The sequence below is a fragment of the Nocardia transvalensis NBRC 15921 genome, assembly GCF_000308875.1.
In the GTDB taxonomy this organism is placed as follows: Bacteria; Actinomycetota; Actinomycetes; order Mycobacteriales; family Mycobacteriaceae; genus Nocardia; species Nocardia transvalensis.
The window spans coordinates 1-20575 of record NZ_BAGL01000066.1 but is presented as its reverse complement, the minus strand read 5'-3'; the positions used below and the strand labels follow the sequence as shown (position 1 = coordinate 20575).

General features: G+C 69.1%; 17 protein-coding genes and 1 tRNA gene. 9 read left to right on the top strand and 9 right to left on the bottom strand.

Features of this window, described 5'->3' with window-relative positions:
• Positions 1-212: 212 nt before the first annotated feature.
• The 3 genes from ON41_RS24480 to ON41_RS24470 form a co-directional block, all read right to left on the bottom strand.
• Positions 213-809, bottom strand: a complete 597-nt coding sequence (locus ON41_RS24480; RefSeq protein WP_040750109.1) for a helix-turn-helix domain-containing protein — start codon at positions 807-809, stop codon at positions 213-215.
• A 147-nt stretch (positions 810-956) separates the two neighbouring features.
• A complete protein-coding gene (locus tag ON41_RS24475; RefSeq protein ID WP_040750108.1) occupies positions 957-2300 on the bottom strand; it encodes an ABC1 kinase family protein in 1344 nt (447 codons plus the stop codon).
• Positions 2301-2430: 130 nt separating this feature from the next.
• Complete coding sequence (locus tag ON41_RS24470; RefSeq protein WP_063709946.1) at positions 2431-3342, bottom strand: hypothetical protein; 912 nt, start codon at positions 3340-3342, stop codon at positions 2431-2433.
• Between the two features lie 511 nt (positions 3343-3853).
• Between ON41_RS24470 and ON41_RS24465 the strand changes: the two genes are divergently transcribed.
• Positions 3854-4879, top strand: coding sequence for an FAS1-like dehydratase domain-containing protein (locus tag ON41_RS24465; protein WP_040750107.1), 1026 nt, complete (start codon positions 3854-3856; stop codon positions 4877-4879).
• 125 nt (positions 4880-5004) lie between these two features.
• Here ON41_RS24465 and ON41_RS24460 read toward each other — a convergent pair whose 3' ends face one another.
• Positions 5005-5958, bottom strand: coding sequence for a sigma-70 family RNA polymerase sigma factor (locus ON41_RS24460; RefSeq protein WP_040750106.1), 954 nt, complete (start codon positions 5956-5958; stop codon positions 5005-5007).
• Between the two features lie 208 nt (positions 5959-6166).
• Between ON41_RS24460 and ON41_RS24455 the strand changes: the two genes are divergently transcribed.
• Both ON41_RS24455 and ON41_RS24450 read left to right on the top strand, forming a co-directional pair.
• Positions 6167-6499, top strand: a complete 333-nt coding sequence (locus tag ON41_RS24455) for an ArsR/SmtB family transcription factor (RefSeq protein ID WP_040750105.1) — start codon at positions 6167-6169, stop codon at positions 6497-6499.
• A gap of 167 nt (positions 6500-6666) precedes the next feature.
• On the top strand, positions 6667-7539 hold the full coding sequence (locus ON41_RS24450) for a TIGR03620 family F420-dependent LLM class oxidoreductase (RefSeq protein ID WP_040750104.1): 873 nt from the start codon (positions 6667-6669) through the stop codon (positions 7537-7539).
• A gap of 164 nt (positions 7540-7703) precedes the next feature.
• Here the strand turns inward: ON41_RS24450 and ON41_RS24445 are convergent, their stop codons facing one another.
• Positions 7704-9116, bottom strand: coding sequence for a zinc-dependent metalloprotease (locus ON41_RS24445; protein ID WP_040750103.1), 1413 nt, complete (start codon positions 9114-9116; stop codon positions 7704-7706).
• Between the two features lie 50 nt (positions 9117-9166).
• On the opposite strand from ON41_RS24445, the gene ON41_RS24440 reads away from it, so the two are divergent.
• Complete coding sequence (locus tag ON41_RS24440) at positions 9167-10195, top strand: YlbL family protein (RefSeq protein WP_184782110.1); 1029 nt, start codon at positions 9167-9169, stop codon at positions 10193-10195.
• Positions 10196-10396: 201 nt separating this feature from the next.
• On the opposite strand, the gene ON41_RS24435 is transcribed toward ON41_RS24440, so the two are convergent.
• From ON41_RS24435 to ON41_RS24425, 3 genes are all read right to left on the bottom strand, one after another.
• Positions 10397-11950 (bottom strand): alpha/beta fold hydrolase, encoded by a 1554-nt coding sequence (locus ON41_RS24435; RefSeq protein ID WP_040750101.1) that lies wholly within the window; start codon positions 11948-11950, stop codon positions 10397-10399.
• On the bottom strand, positions 11947-12678 hold the full coding sequence (locus ON41_RS24430; RefSeq protein ID WP_040750100.1) for a helix-turn-helix domain-containing protein: 732 nt from the start codon (positions 12676-12678) through the stop codon (positions 11947-11949). The genes ON41_RS24435 and ON41_RS24430 overlap by 4 nt, the downstream gene beginning before the upstream one ends.
• A gap of 112 nt (positions 12679-12790) precedes the next feature.
• A complete protein-coding gene (locus ON41_RS24425; protein ID WP_040750099.1) occupies positions 12791-13384 on the bottom strand; it encodes a PPA1309 family protein in 594 nt (197 codons plus the stop codon).
• Positions 13385-13694: 310 nt separating this feature from the next.
• Between ON41_RS24425 and ON41_RS24420 the strand changes: the two genes are divergently transcribed.
• Positions 13695-16679 (top strand): UPF0182 family protein, encoded by a 2985-nt coding sequence (locus ON41_RS24420; protein WP_040750098.1) that lies wholly within the window; start codon positions 13695-13697, stop codon positions 16677-16679.
• Between the two features lie 84 nt (positions 16680-16763).
• Here the strand turns inward: ON41_RS24420 and ON41_RS24415 are convergent, their stop codons facing one another.
• Positions 16764-17306, bottom strand: a complete 543-nt coding sequence (locus ON41_RS24415) for a transglycosylase family protein (protein WP_040750097.1) — start codon at positions 17304-17306, stop codon at positions 16764-16766.
• A gap of 543 nt (positions 17307-17849) precedes the next feature.
• Between ON41_RS24415 and ON41_RS24410 the strand changes: the two genes are divergently transcribed.
• The 4 genes from ON41_RS24410 to ON41_RS24395 form a co-directional block, all read left to right on the top strand.
• Positions 17850-17923: transfer RNA gene (locus tag ON41_RS24410), tRNA-Met, on the top strand.
• A gap of 254 nt (positions 17924-18177) precedes the next feature.
• Complete coding sequence (locus ON41_RS24405) at positions 18178-18987, top strand: MlaE family ABC transporter permease (protein WP_040750096.1); 810 nt, start codon at positions 18178-18180, stop codon at positions 18985-18987.
• A 3-nt stretch (positions 18988-18990) separates the two neighbouring features.
• Positions 18991-19848, top strand: coding sequence for an ABC transporter permease (locus ON41_RS24400; RefSeq protein WP_040750095.1), 858 nt, complete (start codon positions 18991-18993; stop codon positions 19846-19848).
• A gap of 13 nt (positions 19849-19861) precedes the next feature.
• Positions 19862-20575 (top strand): AAA family ATPase (locus ON41_RS24395; protein ID WP_040750094.1); only part of this gene is annotated, 714 nt, incomplete at its 3' end.

The following is a 20575-nucleotide window of genomic DNA, read 5'->3' as shown; positions in this document are numbered from 1 at the left end:
GCCCCGCATCTCTGTTCGAGATGCGGGGCTCGCCCTTTGGGTGCCCGCTTTCCGGCGAAGCATCATCCCCGGCGGGGCGTCATCTTTTTCCGGCACGCTTTTGGCCGGAATCTACTGTGCGGCGAGTGGATTCCGGCCAAAAGCGTGCCGGAAAATGGGCGTGGGGATGGGCGTGCGGGTGGAGGCCGGTCTCAGCGGGGTGGAGGCCGGTCTCAGCGGGGCCGGTGCGGTGGACGGCGGACGACCAGACCGTCCGCTACGGACAGTAGAAGGGTGACCGTTTCGTCGGTGTGGGCCCACCAGCTGTGGCTCTCGCCCGCCGTGCAGTAGTAGGAGTCGCCCGTGGACAGCTCGGTCTCCGCGCCGCCGGCCAGGACGGTGATCGTGCCGCGCACCACGTAGATCAATTCGTCGCTGTCGCGGGTGGAATCGTGGTCGGCTCGGGCCGTGCCGCCGGTGTATTCCAGGGCTCGCAGGTCCCGGCGGCCGTGTACCAGCGATCGCCTCGAGCCCTCGTCCGGAAGATCCTGGGCCGGAAGGGGATTCGGCTCCGCTCGGACCACCGCCTCGCTGGGGGCCGGATTCGCCTCGGCCAGTAGTGCGGTGGCCGTGGTGCCCAGCGCGCCCGCGATCCGCTGGAGCGAGCGCAGGCTGGAATTGGTGTGGCCGTTCTCGAACTGGCTGAGGAACGACGGTGAGAGCGCGGTGCGCTGGGCCAGTTGCGCCAGCGTCAGCTTGGCCGCCAGCCGCCGGTTGTGCACGACGTCGGCCAGGCCGAGCCGTCTCGGTACCTCACTGTTCGCGTGCACTCGCCCAGCCTCCCAACGGTTTCGGGCTTCATTGTCGGCGCCGCGAGGGCACAGCACAGTTTTTACCTCATGACGATCGGAAGAGATCATCCGCAAGGTCGCGTTGTGAATGTTCAGTGCGTTGTGGGAGGTATACGGCGTGAAAGATCAGCTGGCGGAGCGATATTCGGCGTAGCCGGGCACCCAGTCCTGCATCAGCTTCATGAAGGGGACCTCGGCGTCGAGCTGGGCGCAGATGCCGATCGACCCCATCAGCACCCGGAAGATCATGATGTCCTCGGGCGGAAGTTGCAGGGACATGCCGGTTTTCATCTCGGGGCGGCTGACGTCGGTGGCCTTGCCCGCGACGCGCTGCATCCACCGGCGGGTGAAGTGGAACGACTCGGTGCGGATGGGATCGGTGAACGGGCGCAGGTAGTCGGCCAGCTCCTGATGGGTGATCCGGCGGCCGGGGATGACGAATCCGTTGCCGTACATCAGATCGGTCAGCTCGTCGAAGCGATCCTCGACCGCGAGCGCCACCATCTGGCCGAGGATGACCGGAAACCCGTCCGGCAGGGGCGCGCAGGCCCCGAAGTCGATGACCGCCAGGCGATCGTCGGGGAGCATCATGAAATTGCCCGGATGCGGATCGGCGTGCAGCTTGCCCACGATGGCGGGCGAGGAGAAGTGGAATTCGCCCATCAGCCCGGCGACCCGGTTGCGGAGTTCGACGGTGCCCGCCGGATCCTCCTCGCCGCGCTTGATGATCGCGGAAACCGGTGTGCCGTCCAGCCATTCGGTGACGATCACCTTGGGCGCGCTGGCCACCACCTTGGGCACCAGGAACCGGGGATGCCCGTCGAAGGCCTTGGCGAAGGCGCGCTGGTTGGCGGCCTCGGTGCGGTAGTCGAGTTCTTCCTCGGTGCGCTCGGTGATCTCGGCGAGGATCGGCTTCACATCCGCGCCGGGGACGACCGCGCCGATCATGCCGGCCATCCGGTTCAGGGTCTTGAGGTCGGCGCGCAGGGCCTCGTCGGCGCCCGGGTACTGCACCTTGACCGCGACGACGCGCCCGTCCGACCATTCGGCCTTGTGCACCTGGCCGATGCTGGCCGAGGCCGCCGGGGTGTCGTCGAAGGCGGCGAACCGCTGGCGCCAGCCCGTGCCCAGTTGCTGGTCCAGCACGCGGTGCACGGCCGGAGCGGGCAGCGGCGGCGCGGCGGCCTGCAGCTTCGTCAACGCCTCGCGGTAGGGCTCGCCGAATTCCTCGGGAACCGCGGCCTCCATCACTGACAGCGCCTGGCCGAACTTCATCGCGCCGCCCTTGAGCTCGCCCAGGACGGCGAACAGTTGCTCGGCGGCCCGCTGGTTCAGCTCGGCGTTGATCTCGGTGCGGTCGCCCCCCGCGAGCTTGCGCCCGAAGCCCACGGCCGCGCGGCCCGCGATCCCGAGCGGGATCTTGGCCAGCTTGGCATTGCGGGAGGAGCGACGTCGCACAATCTCAGACACCCAACCATCATGGCCGACGGACCGAGCGGTGTGCCATGGGAATCGGGTGAACTCATGGACCTCTCACAGTGGTGGTATCGGTCACACTCTGGTTCTGTGACGGTTCCCACTCCCTTGGATGTGTCACCCGTCACGTCGACCGGTCCCCGCGCTGCCCGCCGCGGCAACCGTCATTTTTGCGAGCCCCCGGTGGAGCGGTGAGCACGGCGCGGCACCCGCAGGCGGGGTGCGGGGGCCACGAGCGGCGGTCGATGTGATGGGAGTCGGGATCCAGTTCGAGGGTGGTGTCCAGCGTCTGGGGCGCGGGATCGGCGGCGCCGCCGAGGATGATCTCGACATCGCGCAGAGCCAGGGCCGCGGTGGCGGCGATCATCGCGGGGGAGCCGTACCCGACCCGGCCGAGCAGTTGGGCGGCCAGGTGCGGCCACTCCGCGTCGAGATCGCGCCGGGTGAGGTCGGCGCAGCGCAGGCAGCTGGTGCCGCCCGGGAGGACCAGCGGGCCCACCACGCCGCGGCCGTCGCGGATGCGGACCTGCAGGTGCGGAACGCGCTGCAGGACAAGGTCGTTGACGAGGTGCGGTTCGGGCACCAGCGCGTCGGCCAGGATCACCAGATCGGCCCCGCTGCCCACCGGCCGCTCCGTACCGGCCGCGCGCGTCCGGCCCGGCCGCAGCCCCAGCCGCCGCACGCCCGCGGCGATCGCCTCCGACAGCGGACCCCGGCCGTGCACGTGGAGCGTCCGCACCGTCTCCGCGCGGGAGTGGGGACGCACCAGCAGGCCCGCACGGTCGATATCGGCCAGCAGCTGTAGCGCGTCGGCGGCCGGGATACCGAAACGGCTTGCCTGCCAGATGATCTGCGGATGGCTGCGCAGACCGTCCAGGAGCTTCAGGAATTCGGCGATCAGGTCGGCGGCGATTCCGGGCGGCTGCACCACCACCGCCCGCTCCGGATCCCACCCCAGCTGTACCGCGCCCGACGGACGCCGCAGCACCGCCACTCGCGGATGCAGCATCGGCCCGCGCGGCCGAAACATGGTCATATCCACAGTATTCGCACACCGGGCGCTGTGAGATCGCCCGAAATCGCTGGTTATCCACAGAATTCGGGGGTCATCAACAGGATGATCGGCCAGGACACGGGGGTGTCCGCGCCCCGCTCGCCGGTGTCCTCTCCGCAGCCTGCCGCCGAATTCATCCCCAGCGGGGGTGTTTCTCCCAAGGTTCGTCCCGCGCCTGTGGAAAACGATCTTCACGGAACCTCCCAGCTACCAAAGGATTCCGCCTTTCCGGACATTCCGGGCCGCGAAATCGCCTCGCGCACACGGACCGGCTGAGACAGCGCGCCCCATCGGCCCTGGACGGAGACCTTTCACAGTCGGCGGTGGCGGCGGGGCAGGGGGAGTCACAACCCGATCGCCCGGAATGCGGTGAGTTCTCCAGACCCCTACCGCGAGTGGTGAAATTCGCGGCTCGACGGGAAAACAATGGGTGTTCGGTGATATGGACCTCGCCCCGAACGGCCCGGCCCCGGATACGCTGCAAAGGAGCACTATGGGAAGCGCATCCGTCGACGTCCCGCACGTGGCTGCCGACGAACGACTGTGGTCGCGCAACACCTTCGCGGTGGACGCCGACCACATCCGCGAGTACGCGCTGGCGGTCGGCAACAGCGATCGCATCCACCTCGACGCGGATGCCGCCGCCGTCCGCGGATTCGGCGCGCTGGTGGCGCCGCCGACCTTCGCCACCATGGTGTGGATGCGGGCCGAGGAGGAGACGCTGGCGGCGCTGGTGCCCGGCTTCCACATCGGCCGCATCCTGCACGCCGACCGGTCCCTCGATCTCGCGCGCCCGCTGCTGGCCGGCGACCGGGTGGGATGCGATGTCCACTTCGAGTCGTTCCGGCACTATCGCGACTACGACATCGTGTCGATGGTGACCACGCTGCGCGATCGCCACGCGCAGGTCGTCGCCGTCGGCTCGTCCACGCTGCTGGTGCACACCCAGCGGGTCCCGCCGCACCGCACCGGGCCGAGCGGGTACGAGCGGGGGCTCGAGCTGGTGCCGACCCGGCACCGGCCGCGCCTCTCCGTCCTCGGCGAATCGGCGCCCGCCCGCCGCCGGGACGCCGCCGCGACCCGGGGACCGCGGCCGGTCGTCGAGTTCTCCGAGCTGAGCGCCGGATTCGAGCTACCGGTCCGGCGCCACACGCTCGCCCCCGCGGACGTCATGCATCACGCCAGCGTGGTGGGCACGCTGGGGCGGCTCGGGCCCGACGACCGCGTGCCCACGACCTCACCGGGCGCCGTGACGCCGGGCATGCTCAGCCTCGGCCTGGCCGCCGGGTACCTCTCGTCGTGGCTCGGCGATCCGACGGCCGTATCGAAGTACCGCGTGCAGTACGCGCCCAAGATGCACTACCTGCCGATCGGCACCGGCGAGCCCGTCCCGATCGAATTCCGCGGTCGCGTCACCTGGCTGAACCCGATCCGGCGAACGGCCACCATCGGCATCGAGGCAATCGCCAAGGGCCGCAAGCTCTTCGGATACGCCACGGCCGAGGCGCGCTTCGCCTGAGCGGTCAGCCGAGCAGGCCGTCCAGGACCCGACCTCAGCCGAGGAGACCGTCCGGGACCCGACCCTCAGCCGAGCAGGCCGTCCGGGACGCGACCTCAGCCGAGCAGGCCGTCCGGGACGCGACCTCAGCCGAGCAGGCCGTCCAGGACCCGTGTACTGGCGGGTTTGCGGAGTTTGGTCATGCTCTTGGCCTCGATCTGGCGGATGCGCTCGCGGGAGACGCCCAGTAGGCGGCCGACCTGTTCGAGGGTGCGCGGTTCGGTGCCGTCGAGCCCGTAGCGCAGCACGAGTACCTGCGCCTCGCGTTCGGCCAGGGTGGCCAGCACATCGGCGAGCCGGCCCCGGGTGAGGGAGGCGGCGACCGTATCGGCCGGATCGGGCGACTCGTCGGCGATCAGCGCGCCGAGTTCGGTGTCGTCGTCGCCGACCTGTAGGTGCAGGGAGATCGGCTCGCGCGCATGACGCAGCACCTCGCGCACCTTGGCGGCGGGCAGGTCCAGTTCGGCGGCCAGCTCGTCATCGGTGGCCTGCCGCCCGAGCTGCTGGTCGAGGGTGCGCTGGGCGCGGGTGATCCGGTGCAGGACCTCCGCCACGTGCGCGGGCAGGCGAATCGCGCGGCTCTTGTCGTCGATCGCGCGGCCGACGGCCTGCTTGATCCACCACGTCGCGTAGGTGGAGAACTTCAGCCCGCGCCGGTGGTCGAACTTCTCCACCGCCCGGATCAGGCCCAGCGTGCCCTCCTGGACCAGGTCCAGCAGCGACATGCCGGCGGGCGCCGGATAGCGCTTGGCGATCGAGACCACCAGCCGCAGATTGGCCTCGATCATGTGGTTCTTCGCGGTGCGTCCGGACCGGACGGCGCGGGTCAGTTCGCGGCGCTCGGCCGTGGTGAGTGTCGTGCCCTCCGCCTCGGCCGCTGCCAGGCGCTGCTCGGCATCCTGGCCCGCCGCCATGCGCTCGCCGAGTTCGTACTCCTGCTCGGCGGTGAGCAGTGCGGTGCGGCCGATGCGGTGCAGGTAGTCCCGGATCGGATCGGTGCTGACGGTGGCCGGTCGGTCGGTGGTGGGGCGAAAGGTCACGAAGGCCTCCGTATGCAGGTGCGGCGGGTGGGCTGTTCGGTGCGGGCGGCCGGATGTGTGGAGCCGACGTAGCGGCTGTGTGCATCCATCCTACCGGCGCGAATCTCCTTGATCAGGGCTCGATTCCGAGGCCCGGGGGAGCGGGCGGCCGACCGGCCTCGCATCGACATCCTTCGAAATGTCGGTATCCGGACGGTATTCTGGGCGCATGCCAGAGACTCCGGACGCGCCCGATCCGGATCTCGTCCGGGCCCTGCGCGCGCTGGCGAATCCGCTGCGGCTGCAACTTCTCGCCTGGCTACGCGATCCGGAGCGGCACTTCCCGGTGGAGCGCGCCATCGTCGATATGACCGAGGTCGGCGTCTGTGTGAGCCATATCCAGGAGAAGGTGGGGCTCGCGCAGTCGACGGTGTCGGCGTATATGGCCGAGCTCGAGCGGGCGGGGCTGGTGCGGTCGACGCGGGTGGGGAAGTGGACCCACTATCGGCGGGACGAGGGGCGGATCGCGGAGTTGGTGGCTGAGTTGGGGCGGGTGTTGTAGGGATTCCGGCCAAAAGCGTGCCGGAAATGTGGTGGGCGTGCCGGGATTCGGTGGGCGTGCGGGGCATCGGGCCGGAACAGATCGAAGATCTGCGATGTTTGTTGTATCGTAATTCTTCGATACGACGATGCGTCACGTGCGGCGTGACCGATACAGGGAGATCTGCCATGGGCACCATCGACGGCCTCGACATCGGGACCTTCGGGATCTACACCTTCGACTTCGAACATCTGCCCGCGGCCGGGCTGCGCGAGTCGATCCGCGCGGTCGAGGAGCAAGGCTGGGGGGCGTTCTGGTTTCCGGAAGTCGGTGGGCGCGAGGCGCTTTCGCATGCCGGCTACCTACTGTCGGTCACCGAGCGGCTGCCCGTGGTGAACGCCATCGCGCAACTCGCGCCGCGCGAGCCGCTGGCCACGTACGGGGCCGCGCGGCTGCTGGCGGACGCGTATCCGGACCGGCACATCCTCGGCCTGGGCGTCGGGCAGGGGTTGCCGGGCGTCACGCCGCTGGCCGCCATGAACCGGTACCTCGACGATCTGGACCGGCTCGCGCGGGAGCAGGACGACCCGCGCCCGATCCGCCGCATCCTGGCCGCCTACGGCCCCCGGATGCTGGAGCTGGCCCGCGACCGCGCGGCCGGGGCGCACACCTATCACGTGACCGTGGACCACACCGCCCAGGCGCGAGAGATACTGGGCCCCGGCACTTTCCTCGGCGTCGAACACGCGGTGCTGTTCGAGACGGATCCCGACCGGGCCCGCGAGATCGCGCGCGCCCACCTCGTCCCGTACCTGACCACCCCGTACAACCTCGCCAAGTTCCACCGCCTCGGCTACTCGGAACAGGACACCTCGGGCGGCGGGAGCGACCGTCTCGTCGACGACCTGGTGTTCTGGGGTGAGCCCGCCGACATCGCCGACCGCCTGCGCGCCCACGTCGCCGCCGGCGCCGACCACGTCGCGGTGCAGGTCATCGGCGTCGCGCCGGGAGAGTCGGCGGTGCCGCGGTGGCGTCGCCTGGCGGAGGTGCTGCTGTCGTAGGGGGACTGAGCGGCGTGGTTTCCGGCCAAAAGCGTGCCGGAAACCGTGGGGTGGGGTGTGCCGGAAACGGTGGGGTGGGGTGTGCCGGAAACGGTGGGGTGGGCGTGTGCCGGAAACGGTGGGGTGGGGGTGCGCCGGAAACGGTTGGGGCGGCGCGGCGGTGGTCAGGTGGGGGTGTCGCCGGAGTCGTCGTCCGGCTTCTCCGTGTCCTTCGCCTCGCCGCCTTCCTTCCGCTCCTTCTCGCGGGCCTCGAATTCGGCGAGTTGGGCGAGGGGGTCGTCGAAGGCGCTGGTGCCGCCGCCGATGACGGTGTCGATGAAGCCGGCCGGGTTGTCCAGGTCCTCGGAGCTGGGGAGCAGGTCCGGGTGGGCCCAGATGGCGTCGCGGGACTGCATGCCGGCGTCGGCGGTGAGGCGCTGCCACAGGTCGGCGGCCTCGCGCAGCTTGCGGGGACGCAGTTCCAGGCCGACCAGGGTGGCGAAGGTCTGCTCGGCGGGGCCGCCGGTGGCGCGGCGGCGGCGCAGGGTCTCGGCCAGCGCGCCGGCGCCGGGCAGCCGGTCGCCGACGGCCTCGGTGACCACGACCTGCACCCAGCCCTCGATCAGGGCCAGCAGCGTCTCCAGCCGCTCCAGCGCGGCCTTCTGTTCCGGGGTCGTCTGCGGTTCGAATGTGCCCTGGGAGAGCAACTCCTCCAGCTTGGACGGATCGGTCAGCGACATCGGATCGATGTTCTGCGCGGCCTCCTCGATCGCCGAGAAGTCCATCCGGATGCCGCGCGCGTAATCCTCGACCGCGCCCAGCACCTGCTGGCGCAGCCACGGCACGTGCGCGAACAGCCGCTGATGCGCGGCCTCGCGGGCGGCCAGGAAGACCAGGATCTCGCTCTCCGGACGCTCCAGACCCTCGCTGAACTCGGTGACGGCGGCCGGCAGCAGCGCCGCGGTGCCGTCCGGGCCCAGCGGCAGGCCGATATCGGTGGAGGTCAGCACCTCCTTGGCCAGCTGGCCCAGGGCCTGGCCGAGCTGCGACCCGAAGGCCAGCCCGCCCATCTGCCCCAGCATGCCGATCATCGGCGCGGCGAACTCCTTCGCCTCCTCCGGCAGGGTCGCCGTCCACATGCCCGACACCTGCTGCGCCACCGGATCGCACAGCCGCCGCCACGTGGGCAGCGTCTCCTCGATCCAGTCGTTGGGGGTCCACGCGACCGTCTTGGTCGCGCCCGCGGGCAGGGTGGTGACCGCGTCCAGCCACAGCTCGGCCAGATGGGCCGCGTCGGCGACCGCGCGCTGGGTGCTCGCGGACACCGGCTCGACGGTCGAGCCCAGCTGCTGGCGGGCCAGCCGCTTGGCGATGTCGTAGTTGACCGGCCCGCCCGACTGCTCGCCGGGCTGACCGATGGTGGAGAACATCTGCCCCAGCGAGGTCAGCATCTGCCCGAGTTGCGACGGATCGAATCCGCCCCCACCCGGACCCCCGATTCCGAACGGGTTGTTCGCGCCGGGACCGGACTGATCGCCCCGCTTGTCGCGGTCGGGATCGTCATCACGGTTGGAGAATCCGAATGGCACGTCGCTCATATCCCTAACGTTACGCGGGTGGCCACGGGCGAGCCGCTACTGTGGGCCGGGTGAATCGACGGATCCTCACGCTGCTGGCCGCCCTGATCCCCGTCCTCGTACTCGGTGTCGTAGGCAGTGCCGTCACGGTGCCGTTCGTGGCGCTCGGCCCCGGTCCCACCTTCAATACGCTGGGTGATGTCGAAGGTAAACAGGTCGTCGACGTGCAGGGCGCACCCGTCGATCCGACGTCCGGCAACCTCAACATGACCACGGTCTCCGTTCGCGACGGGCTGAATATCTTCGAGGCGTTCGCGCTCTGGGCGGACGGGCGCTACGGGTTGGTGCCGCGCGCGGAGGTCTATCCGCCGGGCGTGCCGCGTGATCAAATCGACAAGTCCAACCAGCAGGATTTCAAGGATTCCGAGAACAACGCCGAACTGGCCGCGCTGCACTACCTGAAGTACCCGACGACGGTGAAGCTGCGCGTCGTCGCCGAGGACGGCCCGGCCAACGGGGTGCTGCGCAAGGGCGACGTGCTGGTGAGCGTCGCCGGCAAACCGGTCGGCACCTCCAAGGAGGTCGTCGAGGCCGTGACGGCGGCCAAGCCCGATACCGTCCTGCCGATCGTGGTGCGCCGCGACGGGACCGAACAGACCATCGAGGTGAAGCTCGGCGCCCGGCCCGACGACAAGTCGAAGGGCTACCTCGGCGTGACGCCGGAGGAGGTCCCGCAGGGCCCGCTGGACGTCACCTTCAACCTGGCCGATATCGGCGGGCCGTCCGCGGGCCTCATGTTCAGCCTGGCCCTGATCGACAAGCTCAGCCCCGGAAAGCTCAACGGCGGCAAGTTCATCGCCGGAACCGGCACGATCGATCCGGCCGGCAAGGTGGGCCCGATCGGCGGCATCCAGTACAAGATGATCGCCGCGCGCGAGGCCGGCGCCGAGACCTTCCTCGTCCCCGCCGACAACTGCAACGAGGCCCGCCAGCGCATCCCCGACGGCCTGAAGCTGGTCAAGGTCGACACCCTCACCACCGCGGTCCAGTCCCTCGACAGCATCACCGCCGGCCGCGACGACGCCCCCACCTGCGGCTGACCCACCCGCACGGCCGGTGTCCGCAGCGGACACCGGCCGTGCGGGTGCCGTCTCGGGGTGCAGCGGGTGCTGGGCGGAGTTCGGCCGCCGAGGATGCAGCGCGTGAGAGGTGGCGGAGTCCGGCCATCCCCTGGGGTGCAGCGGGTGCTCAGCGGGCTGAATCCGGCGGTCGGGGGTGCTGGGCGGCGCGGAGTTCTGCGGTCAGAGGGTGCAGCGTGCGCCCGCGGGTGGAATCCTCAGCGCGACAAGGTATTCGGCGACGGCTTCGTTCACGCATGCGCTCTTTCCCGCCAGGGCGACGGTGTGCTGTTCGCCCTCGACGGCGAGCGCGGCGCCGCCCAGGGCCTGGGCCAGGTTGAGACCGCCCTGGTAGGGGGTGGCGGGGTCGCCGGTGACGGAGATCGTCAGGGTCTGCGGCAAGCCCTGAATGCCGGTGGCGTAGGGGTAGCCGAGGGTCGGCCGGGCCGGCCACGCCTCGCAGCCGTCCCGCGCGCCCGCGAAGCCGCGACCGGAGTCGGTGTAGGGGGCCGCCTCCTGGACCCGGCGCTTGAGATCGCTCTCCTGCTCGGGGGTGTGGCGGTCCTCGTCCATGCAGTTGATCGCGTAGTTGGCCTCGCCGAAATTGCTCCAGTGGCCGTCGGGGTCGCGCCCGCCGAACGCGTCGCTCAGCGCGAGAAGGGTGTCCCCGCGCCCGGCCGCGACCTCGGCGATCCCCCTGGTGACCGCGGGCCAGGCCGTCGCGTCGTACAGTCCGGCGCCCACCGAGCCCCAGGCCCCGTTGAAGTCCAGTTCCCGGCCGCCGCCCGCGGGGACCGGATGGTCGATCAGCGGCCGGACGATGTTCTGGAAGGTCTCGGTCGCCTTCGCCGGATCGGCGCCCAGCGGGCAGCCGGGCCGGGTGGCGCAGTCGGCGGCCATCGTGTCGAAGGACCGCTGGAAGCTCGCGAACTGCGACAGGCGGCGCTCCGAGGTGCCCGTATGCGGATCGATGCCGCCGTCGAGCACCATCGCCCGGACATTGCGCGGGAACATCTCGGCGTAGACCGCGCCCAGGCGGGTGCCGTAACTCTGGCCGAAATAGCTCAGCTTCTCGTCGCTCAGGACCGCGCGCAGAATATCCAGATCGCGTGCCGCGTCGCGAGTTCCGAGGTGCGCCAGCACATCCGGGCCGCCGGACCCCGCGGCGCAGCGGTCGGCCAGGCCCCGGGTGTCCTTCTCGGTCCACGTCCCGTCGCCGACGGTGACGGAACTGACGGCCTTCCCGCGGTCCAGGTCCGCGTCGGTGAAGCAGTCGACGGCCGGGGTGGAGGCCCCGACGCCGCGCGGGTCGAATCCGATCAGATCGAAGCGCTCGGTGACCGCGCTGTTCGCCAGGGTCTTCGCCCCGAGCGCGGCCATACTCATACCCGGCCCGCCGGGCCCGCCCGGATTGAGCAGCAGCGATCCGATCCGCTCACCGCGCGCGGGGACCTTCAGCAGCGCGATCTTCGCGGTCCGGCCGCCGGGGTTGTCGTAGTCCAGCGGTACCTCGACGCGGGCGCACCGGAACCCCGGATCGCCCGCGAACGCCCGAGTGTCCGCCGCGGTCGTGGCATACCCCTCGCATGCCCCGAACGACAGCTTCTGGTCGTAGAAACGCGCCAGGCCGGTCTCCGGTCCGGACGGTTCCGACCGGGCGCACGCGCCCAGCGCCAGCACCAGGAGCAGGACCACCGTGCCCCGCCGCCGGAGGCGGTGGTTCGTCCACGGACTCATTCCTGATCCTCTCCCGTCGTCGCCCCGAGCCTTCGGCCGACGCGTTGCATCACGTCGACCTGAGCCGGGTTGTACAGATCGGTCAGCGCCGTCCGGATGGTGTGCGCGGCGTCGGGCACACCCGGTGCGGTATCGGTCAGTTCCGGAATGTCGGCGAGCAGGGCGCGCATCTCGGGCAGCAGGCGTTCGGCCAGCTCGGACCGGGTCCGTTCGTCGGCGTCGGCGGCCAGGCGGTCGAAATCGGGACCCGAGGGCAGTGCGTCGGGCGATCGCAGCAGTTCCTTGTAGGCGTCGAGGGCCGAGGAGCTGAGCACCCGCGTCATGACGAGGACGAAGGACCGGTCGTTGTCGCTGAGACCCGCGTCGACGGTGGCCTGTGCCAGGTCCGCGGGCAGGTCGGTCGGGGAGGAGTTGCGCAGGATCAGCGACAGCTCGACACGCACGCGCTGCAACCGCTCGATGGTCGCGGCCAGGTCGGCGTCCAGCGCCCGCAGCGCCTCCTCGGGATGGCCGCCGCCGTCACCCATCTCGGCGATCTGGTTCAGCGAGAAGCCCAGATCGGTGAGCCGCTTGATCCGCAGCAGCCGCACCAGGTGGGGGACGCCGTACTGCTTGTACCCGTTGGACGAGCGTTCGGGCTCGGCGAGCAGGCCGACGTCGTGGTAGTGCCGCACCGTCCGCAGACTCGTGCCGGCGAGGTCGGCGAGCTGACGGGTACTCCACGCCATGACAGTCACTCCTCGGACACCGGGGCGGCCGGCACGGTCGCACCGGCTCGAACGTCAGTCTCTGGTGTGCCGTTACGGCACAGTCAAGCGCGCGTGGCCGAGACCGCCCGGCCTAGTCGGGCTCGTTCTCGAGCGTGTGACGCAGGGCCTCGACGACATTCGGCGCGAGATTGGGGGCCGTGCGCAGGTCCAGGTCGCCGAAGGGGTCGTCCTCGTCCTCGTCGGGGCGGATCTGCAGCAGGCACAGCGAGACGCCGTCGCGCAGCACGCCCGCGTACAGCCGCGCGTCGCGGCGGCCGGGATGGGTGACGGCGGCGTCGCGGCCCGCGCGGTCCGCGGCGTCGCGGTCGGCCATCAGCGGGGCGATCGCCTCGTCGAGGGTCTGCTCGGCGTCCGGCGGCAGCACCACGATCTGCTGCACCAGCACACATCCGGCGACCGCCGGCGGCCAGCTGGTGGTGGCCAGGAACTCGTCGAGCGCCATCGAATCCGAGCGCAGGTCGTCCGGAAGCGGTTCCTGCGCAACGGGAGTCAGCTCGGCGCCGTCGGCGAGCTGATCCTCCAGGGTCGGCTCGGCCGCGACCAGGTCCGCCGTGGGCACCAGAGCGAACAGCTGCGGCGGCCGATCCCAGCCCTCGTCCTCGGCGTACTCGGCCACCTCGCGGATACAGCGGTACAGGGCGGTGGATGGGTTCGCGATGGTCACGGGCAGAGCTTATGGCGTCGCCTTCGGCGCCGTGGGTTCGCGGCCCCTGTGGCTCGTGTTTCGGCGACCGCCGCTTGCTCCTTCGTCGCTTGCGCGGCGGCCACCGAAACACGAGCCGGGCCGCGAACCGTTGTCGGTGCCGGCGTTCGCCCGTAGCGAGTTGCGACCCGCGCCGGAGGCATCGTGATCCAACTCGACCCGTTTTACGTAGAGTGGGGCGCGAGAGACGGTCCGCAGGGACCTCCGCAACATCGGACTGCGGTGTGTCGACCGGGAAGTCGCGCACCGCCGGACCTGGGAGAGTGGCATCGTGGGCATGCGCCCCCCGACGGGTTTACCTTCGCTGTCCCGACGCAGCCGGGTGCTGCTCGTGACCGCCCTAGTACTGGCGGCTCTGCTGCTGGTGGGGCCGCGCCTGGTCGACGCCTATACCAATTTTCTGTGGTTCGGCGAACTGGGATTCCGCCGCGTGTACACCACGGTGCTGCTGACCCGGATCCTGTTGTTCCTGGTGGTCGCCGTCGTCGTCGGCCTGCTGATCTGGCTGGCGCTGCTGGCGGCCTACCGGACGCGGCCGGTCTTCGTCCCGGTCGCCGGGCCCAACGATCCGATCGCGCGCTACCGCACCACGGTCATGGGCCGGCTGCGGCTGTTCGGCATCGGCATCCCCGTGCTGGTCGGCCTGCTGTCGGGCCTGGTGGCGCAGTCCAGCTGGGTGACGGTGCAGATGTTCCTGCACGGCGGCTCCTTCAATATGAAGGATCCGCAGTTCGGCCTGGACGTCGGCTTCTACGCCTTCGATCTGCCGTTCTACAAGATGCTGCTGAACTGGCTGTTCGTCGCGGCGGTGATCGCATTCTTCGCGAATCTGGTGACGCACTACGTCTTCGGCGGCCTGCGCCTGTCCGGCCGCGAGGGCACCCTGACCCGCCCGGCCCGCATCCAGCTGGCCGTCATCGCCGGAACCTTCGTGCTGCTCAAGGCGATCGCGTACTGGTTCGACCGGTATTCGCTGCTGTCGAGCACGCGCAAGGAGCCCACCTTCACCGGCGGCTCGTACACCGATATCAACGCGGTCCTGCCGGCCAAGCTGATCCTGATGTCGATCGCGATCATCTGCGCGATCGCGTTCTTCACCGGCATCGTGCTGAAGGACCTGCGCGTTCCGGCGATGGCCGCGGCGCTGCTGGTGCTGTCGTCGATCCTGATCGGCGCGGTGTGGCCGCTCATCGTCGAGCAGTTCGAGGTGCGGCCGAACGCGGCGACCAAGGAGTCGGCCTACATCGAGCGCAATATCGCCGCAACGCGCCAGGCATACGGGCTCACCGACGACAAGGTCCAATACCAGGACTACAAGGGCACCCCGACCAAGGATCCGGCGTCGATCCCCGCGGATCAGCAGACCATCAAGAACATCCGCCTGCTGGACCCGAACCTGTTGACGCAGACCTTCATCCAGCGCCAGCAGCTGCAGAACTTCTACGGCTTCCCCGATCCGCTGGACATCGACCGCTACACCGTCAACGGCGACATCCAGGACTACATCGTGGGCGCGCGGGAACTGGTGCCGCAGAACCTGTCCGGTAACCAGACCGACTGGATCAACAAGCACACGGTCTACACGCACGGCAACGGATTCGTCGCCGCGCCGGCCAACCGCGTGAACGTCGCTCCGCCCAAGGAGACCCAGCAGGCCGCGACGGGTTCGGCGGGGACGAATTCGGGCGGCTACGGCTACCCGGTGTTCAACGTCGGTGACCAGTCCACGGTCAGCGACCTGTTCACGCCCAAGGACAAGCAGGCCATCAAGGTCGACCAGCCGCGCATCTACTACGGCGAGATGATCTCCAAGTCCGATGCCGACTACGCGATCGTGGGCGGTAACGAGCAGCCGCCGCGCGAATACGACACGGGCACCTCGCAGTACACCTACACGGGTTCGGGCGGCGTGCCGATCAGCAACTGGTTCAACCGGCTGGCGTTCGCGGCCAAGTACGCCGAGCGCAACATCCTGTTCTCGGGCGCGATCGGCTCGGATTCGAAGATCATCTACAACCGCAACCCGCGCGACCGGGTGCAGCAGGTGGCGCCGTGGCTGACCGCCGACGGCGACGTCTACCCGGCGGTGGTCAACGGCCGCATCCAGTGGATCGTCGACGCCTACACCACCCTCGACAACTTCCCGTATGCCCAGCGCACCTCGCTGGACGGCGTGGTCGAGGATTCGATCGACCAGAACACCGGGCGCATGCTGCCGCGCAAGGAGGTCAGCTACATCCGCAACTCGGTGAAGGCCACCGTCGACGCCTACGACGGCACGGTGACCCTCTACGAGACGGATACCAACGATCCGGTGCTCAAGGCGTGGGAGGGCGTGTTCCCGAACGCGGTTCAGCCGAAGAGCGCGATCTCGCCGGAGTTGCAGGCGCACTTCCGCTATCCGGAGGATCTGTTCAAGGTGCAGCGGGACATCCTGTCGCGCTACCACGTCAACGACCCGCGCGAGTTCTTCACCACGAACGCGTTCTGGTCGGTGCCCAGCGATCCGACCTCCGACACCCCGACCAACGCGCATCAGCCGCCGTACTACGTGCTGCTGGGTGATCCACAGACGGGGAAGCCGGCATTCAATCTGACCAGTGCGATGGTCGGCTACAAACGGCAGTTCCTCGCCGCCTATATCCAGGTCAATTCCGATCCGGAGAATTACGGCAAATTCACGGTGCGAAGACTCCCGACCGATTCGCAGACACCCGGCCCGCAACAGGTGCAGACGTCGATGACGACCGACGCGCGGGTGTCCAGTGACCGCACCGTGCTGACCGGCGGCAATACCAACAAGATCAAATACGGGAATCTGCTGACCCTGCCGGTCGGCGACGGCGGGGTCCTGTATGTGGAGCCGTGGTATCTGGAACGCAACGCGGGTCCGAATGCCGCGTCGTTCCCGCAGCTGGTCAAGGTCCTCGCGAGTTCCGGCGACAAGGTCGGCTATCAGGCGACGCTCGGCGACGCCCTCGACGACGTCCAGTCGGGCATCGGCTCGGCGGCGACACAGCAGCCCGGCCAGCAGGCGGTGAATCCGCCGTCCGGCCAGAGCGGCGCCAATCCGCCGACGCAGCCGCCCGTGACTCCGCCGACGGGATCGGCGGGTAAGGATGCCGCGGTCCGCGAGCTCAACGACGCGCTGAAGGGCGTGCAGGACGCCCAGAAGTCGGGCGATCTCGGCCGCCTCGGCCAGGCCCTGGAGACGTTGCAGCGGGCGGTCGACGACTACAACAAGTCCGGCGGCTAGGCGTACCTCCGAACGCGAACGGCGCCGTCATCCCCAATGATGACGGCGCCGTTCCCGTTTCTCCGGTATGGCGGAGAGGCCGGGTCAGCGGGCGAGCGACTCGATGAAGTCGTTGTGCTGCTGCAGGATCTGCTGGTACTGGTCGGTGACACCGAACTGGGTGGCGACCTGACCACCGGTGGTCTTGGCCTGGTCGATGAGCGCCTGGCGCTCGGACGGGGCTGGGGCCGGAGCGGCCTGCGCCTCCTCCTGCGGGGCGGGCTCGGGCTGGGCGGCCTCGTCGGCGCCCCAGCGCAGGTACTGCCCGCAGACGGGCCAGGCGCCCTGGCCCTGGGTGGCCAGCACGTTCTCCGCGACACGGATCTGCTCCGCCTTCGAGGCGTTGGCGGGGCTGCCGCTGCCGCCGTTGGCATTCCAGGTGCTCTGCGAGAACTGCAGACCGCCGTAGTAGCCGTTACCGGTGTTGATGCCCCAGTTGCCGCCGCTCTCGCACTGGGCGACGCCGTCCCAATCGTGCGCTGGGGCGGCCGAGGCGGTGCTGGTCATGGTGAACGGGACGGCAACAAGTGCGCCGGTGACGGCGGCGAAGCCGAGGGCGCGACTGCTGATCTTCCGGTTCTTGTTCATGGTGGTGTCCCTCCCTGCGCCCACCGGCGCGGCGATCTTCCGCCGTGTCCCTGCCCCCAGGAGGTCGGGGATCCCTCGAACCGCGGGGCAGGGTTACCGGCATGCAGCGGTTCGGGTCTGGAGCCCTTCACTGGTCGATCCGGGCCGAGCACGACGATAACGAACAGATTTCGGCAGATCACGTCTTGATAACGTCGAGTATGCATGATGTGCATAACCGCAAAAAGAACGTTGATGCAGGGCGGCTATGCTGCAAATGCAAATTCTGGTCGGTCTGTTATCCATTCGTGATGTGTGGCGGATCACACAAAAAATGTGGCCTGGATCACGTTAGTCGGGGCTTGTTTTGGAAACGCGCGCGTGCGTGAGCAATTGCGGCCATCATCCGCGGAATGGAACCGGTCGGTCGTCACTATTGCCGCGATTCGGCCGCTCCCCAACCGTTCGCCCCTTTGCGATGATCATCGACCGCACCCCGGAAACACCCTCTGACCACACGATTTGTCCATACTCGGCACGTGTGTGTAATGTTGTGTTCACCGACGCGGGGTGGAGCAGCTCGGTAGCTCGCTGGGCTCATAACCCAGAGGTCGCAGGTTCAAATCCTGTCCCCGCTACAAATGAACGGCCCCGGAACCACTGGTTCCGGGGCCGTTTTCTCTTGTCGGCCAACCCCCTTCCCTGCTCGCGCCGAAACGCGCACCCGAGATCTCTGTGTCGTATGGACAAACCGCGCGACCACTCACATACTGAGAGTCGGCTCACGACTCAAGGTAGGTGATTAGGTGTGAGTACGCGGGATGAGGCCGTTGCGGTGCCCCTGCGGCAGGCGCCGGAGGCCGGTCGGGTACGACGCGGATCGGGGGAGGCGGTGCTCTCCCGGGCCAGGCAGTTCTGGGACGACCACCCCAAACGGGCTCTGGAGACCTTCGGCCTGCAGATCGCGATGGGCCGGGAGGTGATCGTCGGCGTGATCGTGGCGCTGCTGCGCCGCCGGTTCCACTGGAGCGAGTTCATCCGGCAGTGCTCGTTCATGGCGAGCGTCTCCGCGATTCCGACGATGATCGTCGCGATTCCGGTCGGTGTAGTCGTATCGCTGCAGGTGAGCCTGGTGATCAAGCAGGTGGGCGCCGATTCCTTCGTGGGCGCCGCGGTCGGGATCGGCGTGGTCAAGCAGGGCGCGCCGCTGGTCACGTCGATCATGATCGCCGGTGCGGTCGGATCCGCCATCTGCGCGGATCTCGGCTCGCGCACCATCCGCGAGGAGATCGACGCGATGCGGACGATGGGCGTCGACCCGCTGGAGCGGCTGGTGGGACCGCGGCTGCTGGCCGCGACCCTGGTCAGCACCATGCTGTGCGGGTTCGTGATCTTCGTCGGCTTCGCGGCGACCTACGGCTTCTTCATCTACGCCGACAACGGCACCGCGGGATCCTTCCTGCAGGCATTCGTGGATTTCGCCGACTCCAACGACCTGCTGATCGCGATCGTCAAGGCCGCGCTGTTCGGCGCCTTCACGGGGATCATCGCCAGCTACCACGGGCTGCACGCCCGCGGCGGTCCGGGCGGGGTGGCCAACGCGGTGAACGCGGCGGTGGTGCAGTCGGCGCTCGTCCTGTTCGGCGCCAACGTGATCATCTCGCAGATCTACAACTCCATAGTCCCGAGCCGGTTGGGGTAGGCGATGGCGACGACATACCGGCCGGCCGCTCTGCGCCCCGCCCGACGGGCCGCCCAGGCGCCGAAACGAGGACTCGCGGGCGCGGGCCACATGGTCTACTTCCTGCTCCACGCCCTGGCGGACATCCCGCTGACACTGCGGCACTACTCGCGCGAGGTGAACCGGCTCATCGCCGATATCACCTGGGGGAACGGCACATTGGTGGCCGGCGGCGGCACCGTCGGGGTCATGCTGGTCATGTGCGCGTTCGGCGGCATGACGGTGGGGATCGAGGCGTTCTCCAATCTCGATCTGCTGGGAATCGGGCAGGTGACGGGTGCGATCACGGCGCTGGGCGGAACGCGTGAGATCGCCCCCATCCTGGCGTCGCAGGCATTCATCGTCCAGGCCGGATGCCGGTTCACCGCCCAGCTGGGCGCCATGCGGATCTCGGAGGAGATCGACGCGCTCGAATCGCTGGCGATCCGCCCCATGCCCTATCTGGTCACCACCCGGATCATCGCCGGTGCGGCGGTGGCCGTGCCGCTCTACGTTGTGGCGCTGGCGGTCTCGTACATATCGGCACAGCTCACCGTCGCGGTGATCGGCGACGTCTCCGGCGGCACCTATGAGCACTATTTCCACATCTTCGCGGTCCCGACCGACGTGTTCTACTCGATTCTCAAGCTGGTGGTGATGGTGGTGCTGACCGTCTTCATCCAGTGCTATTACGGCTATTTCGCGACCGGCGGGCCGGAAGGCGTCGGCGTCGCGGCCGGCCGGGCGATCCGGATGGCGATCATCGTCACCGTGCTCGCGAATCTCGCGATGTCCATGGCGATCTGGGGGACCGCGGTCGGTTCGGCGCGGTTGTCGGGATGATCGGGCGGCAGCGATGAGCACGAACGGTAGGGCGGATCGCACGCCCGCGCAGCGGGTGCTCGACGAGGTGGATCGGGTCGTCCTGGGCAAGCGCCCGGTGCTGACGATCGTCCTTGCGACGATCATGGCCGGGGGGCACGTCCTGCTCGAGGATCTGCCGGGACTCGGAAAGACGTTGACGGCGAAGTCCTTCGCGACGGCGCTCGGACTCGGCGTCACCCGCGTCCAGTTCACGCCCGATCTCCTGCCCGCCGATCTGGTGGGGTCGGCGGTGTACAACGCGGGATCCGGGGAGTTCGAGTATCGCGCGGGGCCCATCTTCACCAACGTCGTGATCGCGGACGAGATCAACCGCACCCCGCCCAAGACCCAGTCCGCGCTGCTGGAGGCGATGGCCGAGGAACAGGTCACCGTGGACGGAGTCACGCGTCGCCTGCCGTCGCCGTTCGTGGTGCTGGCGACGGAGAATCCCGTCGAGCACGAGGGGACGTACGCGCTTCCGCAGGCCCAGCTCGACCGGTTCGCGGTCCGGCTGCGGCTCGGGTATCTCGGTGCGGGCGAAGAGAAGTCGCTGCTGCGGCAGCGCGTGGACCGCACGGTCCGCGAACCCCGCGCCCGCCGGGTGGTCGAGGCCGCCGACGTGCTCGGCATGCGGGCGGCGGTGGAGGGGGTGGCCGTACACGACGATGTTCTGGAATACATTGTCGCGCTTGTCCGCTCGACGCGG

Coding starts and splice junctions, on each gene's coding strand:
- ON41_RS24400 (WP_040750095.1), top strand. CDS start 18,991: ATGGCGACGACATACCGGCCGGCCGCTCTGCGCCCCGCCCGACGGGCC.
- ON41_RS24430 (WP_040750100.1), bottom strand. CDS start 12,678: ATGGCGTGGAGTACCCGTCAGCTCGCCGACCTCGCCGGCACGAGTCTG.
- ON41_RS24415 (WP_040750097.1), bottom strand. CDS start 17,306: ATGAACAAGAACCGGAAGATCAGCAGTCGCGCCCTCGGCTTCGCCGCC.
- ON41_RS24455 (WP_040750105.1), top strand. CDS start 6,167: ATGCCAGAGACTCCGGACGCGCCCGATCCGGATCTCGTCCGGGCCCTG.
- ON41_RS24445 (WP_040750103.1), bottom strand. CDS start 9,116: ATGAGCGACGTGCCATTCGGATTCTCCAACCGTGATGACGATCCCGAC.
- ON41_RS24470 (WP_063709946.1), bottom strand. CDS start 3,342: ATGACCATGTTTCGGCCGCGCGGGCCGATGCTGCATCCGCGAGTGGCG.
- ON41_RS24465 (WP_040750107.1), top strand. CDS start 3,854: ATGGGAAGCGCATCCGTCGACGTCCCGCACGTGGCTGCCGACGAACGA.
- ON41_RS24450 (WP_040750104.1), top strand. CDS start 6,667: ATGGGCACCATCGACGGCCTCGACATCGGGACCTTCGGGATCTACACC.
- ON41_RS24435 (WP_040750101.1), bottom strand. CDS start 11,950: ATGAGTCCGTGGACGAACCACCGCCTCCGGCGGCGGGGCACGGTGGTC.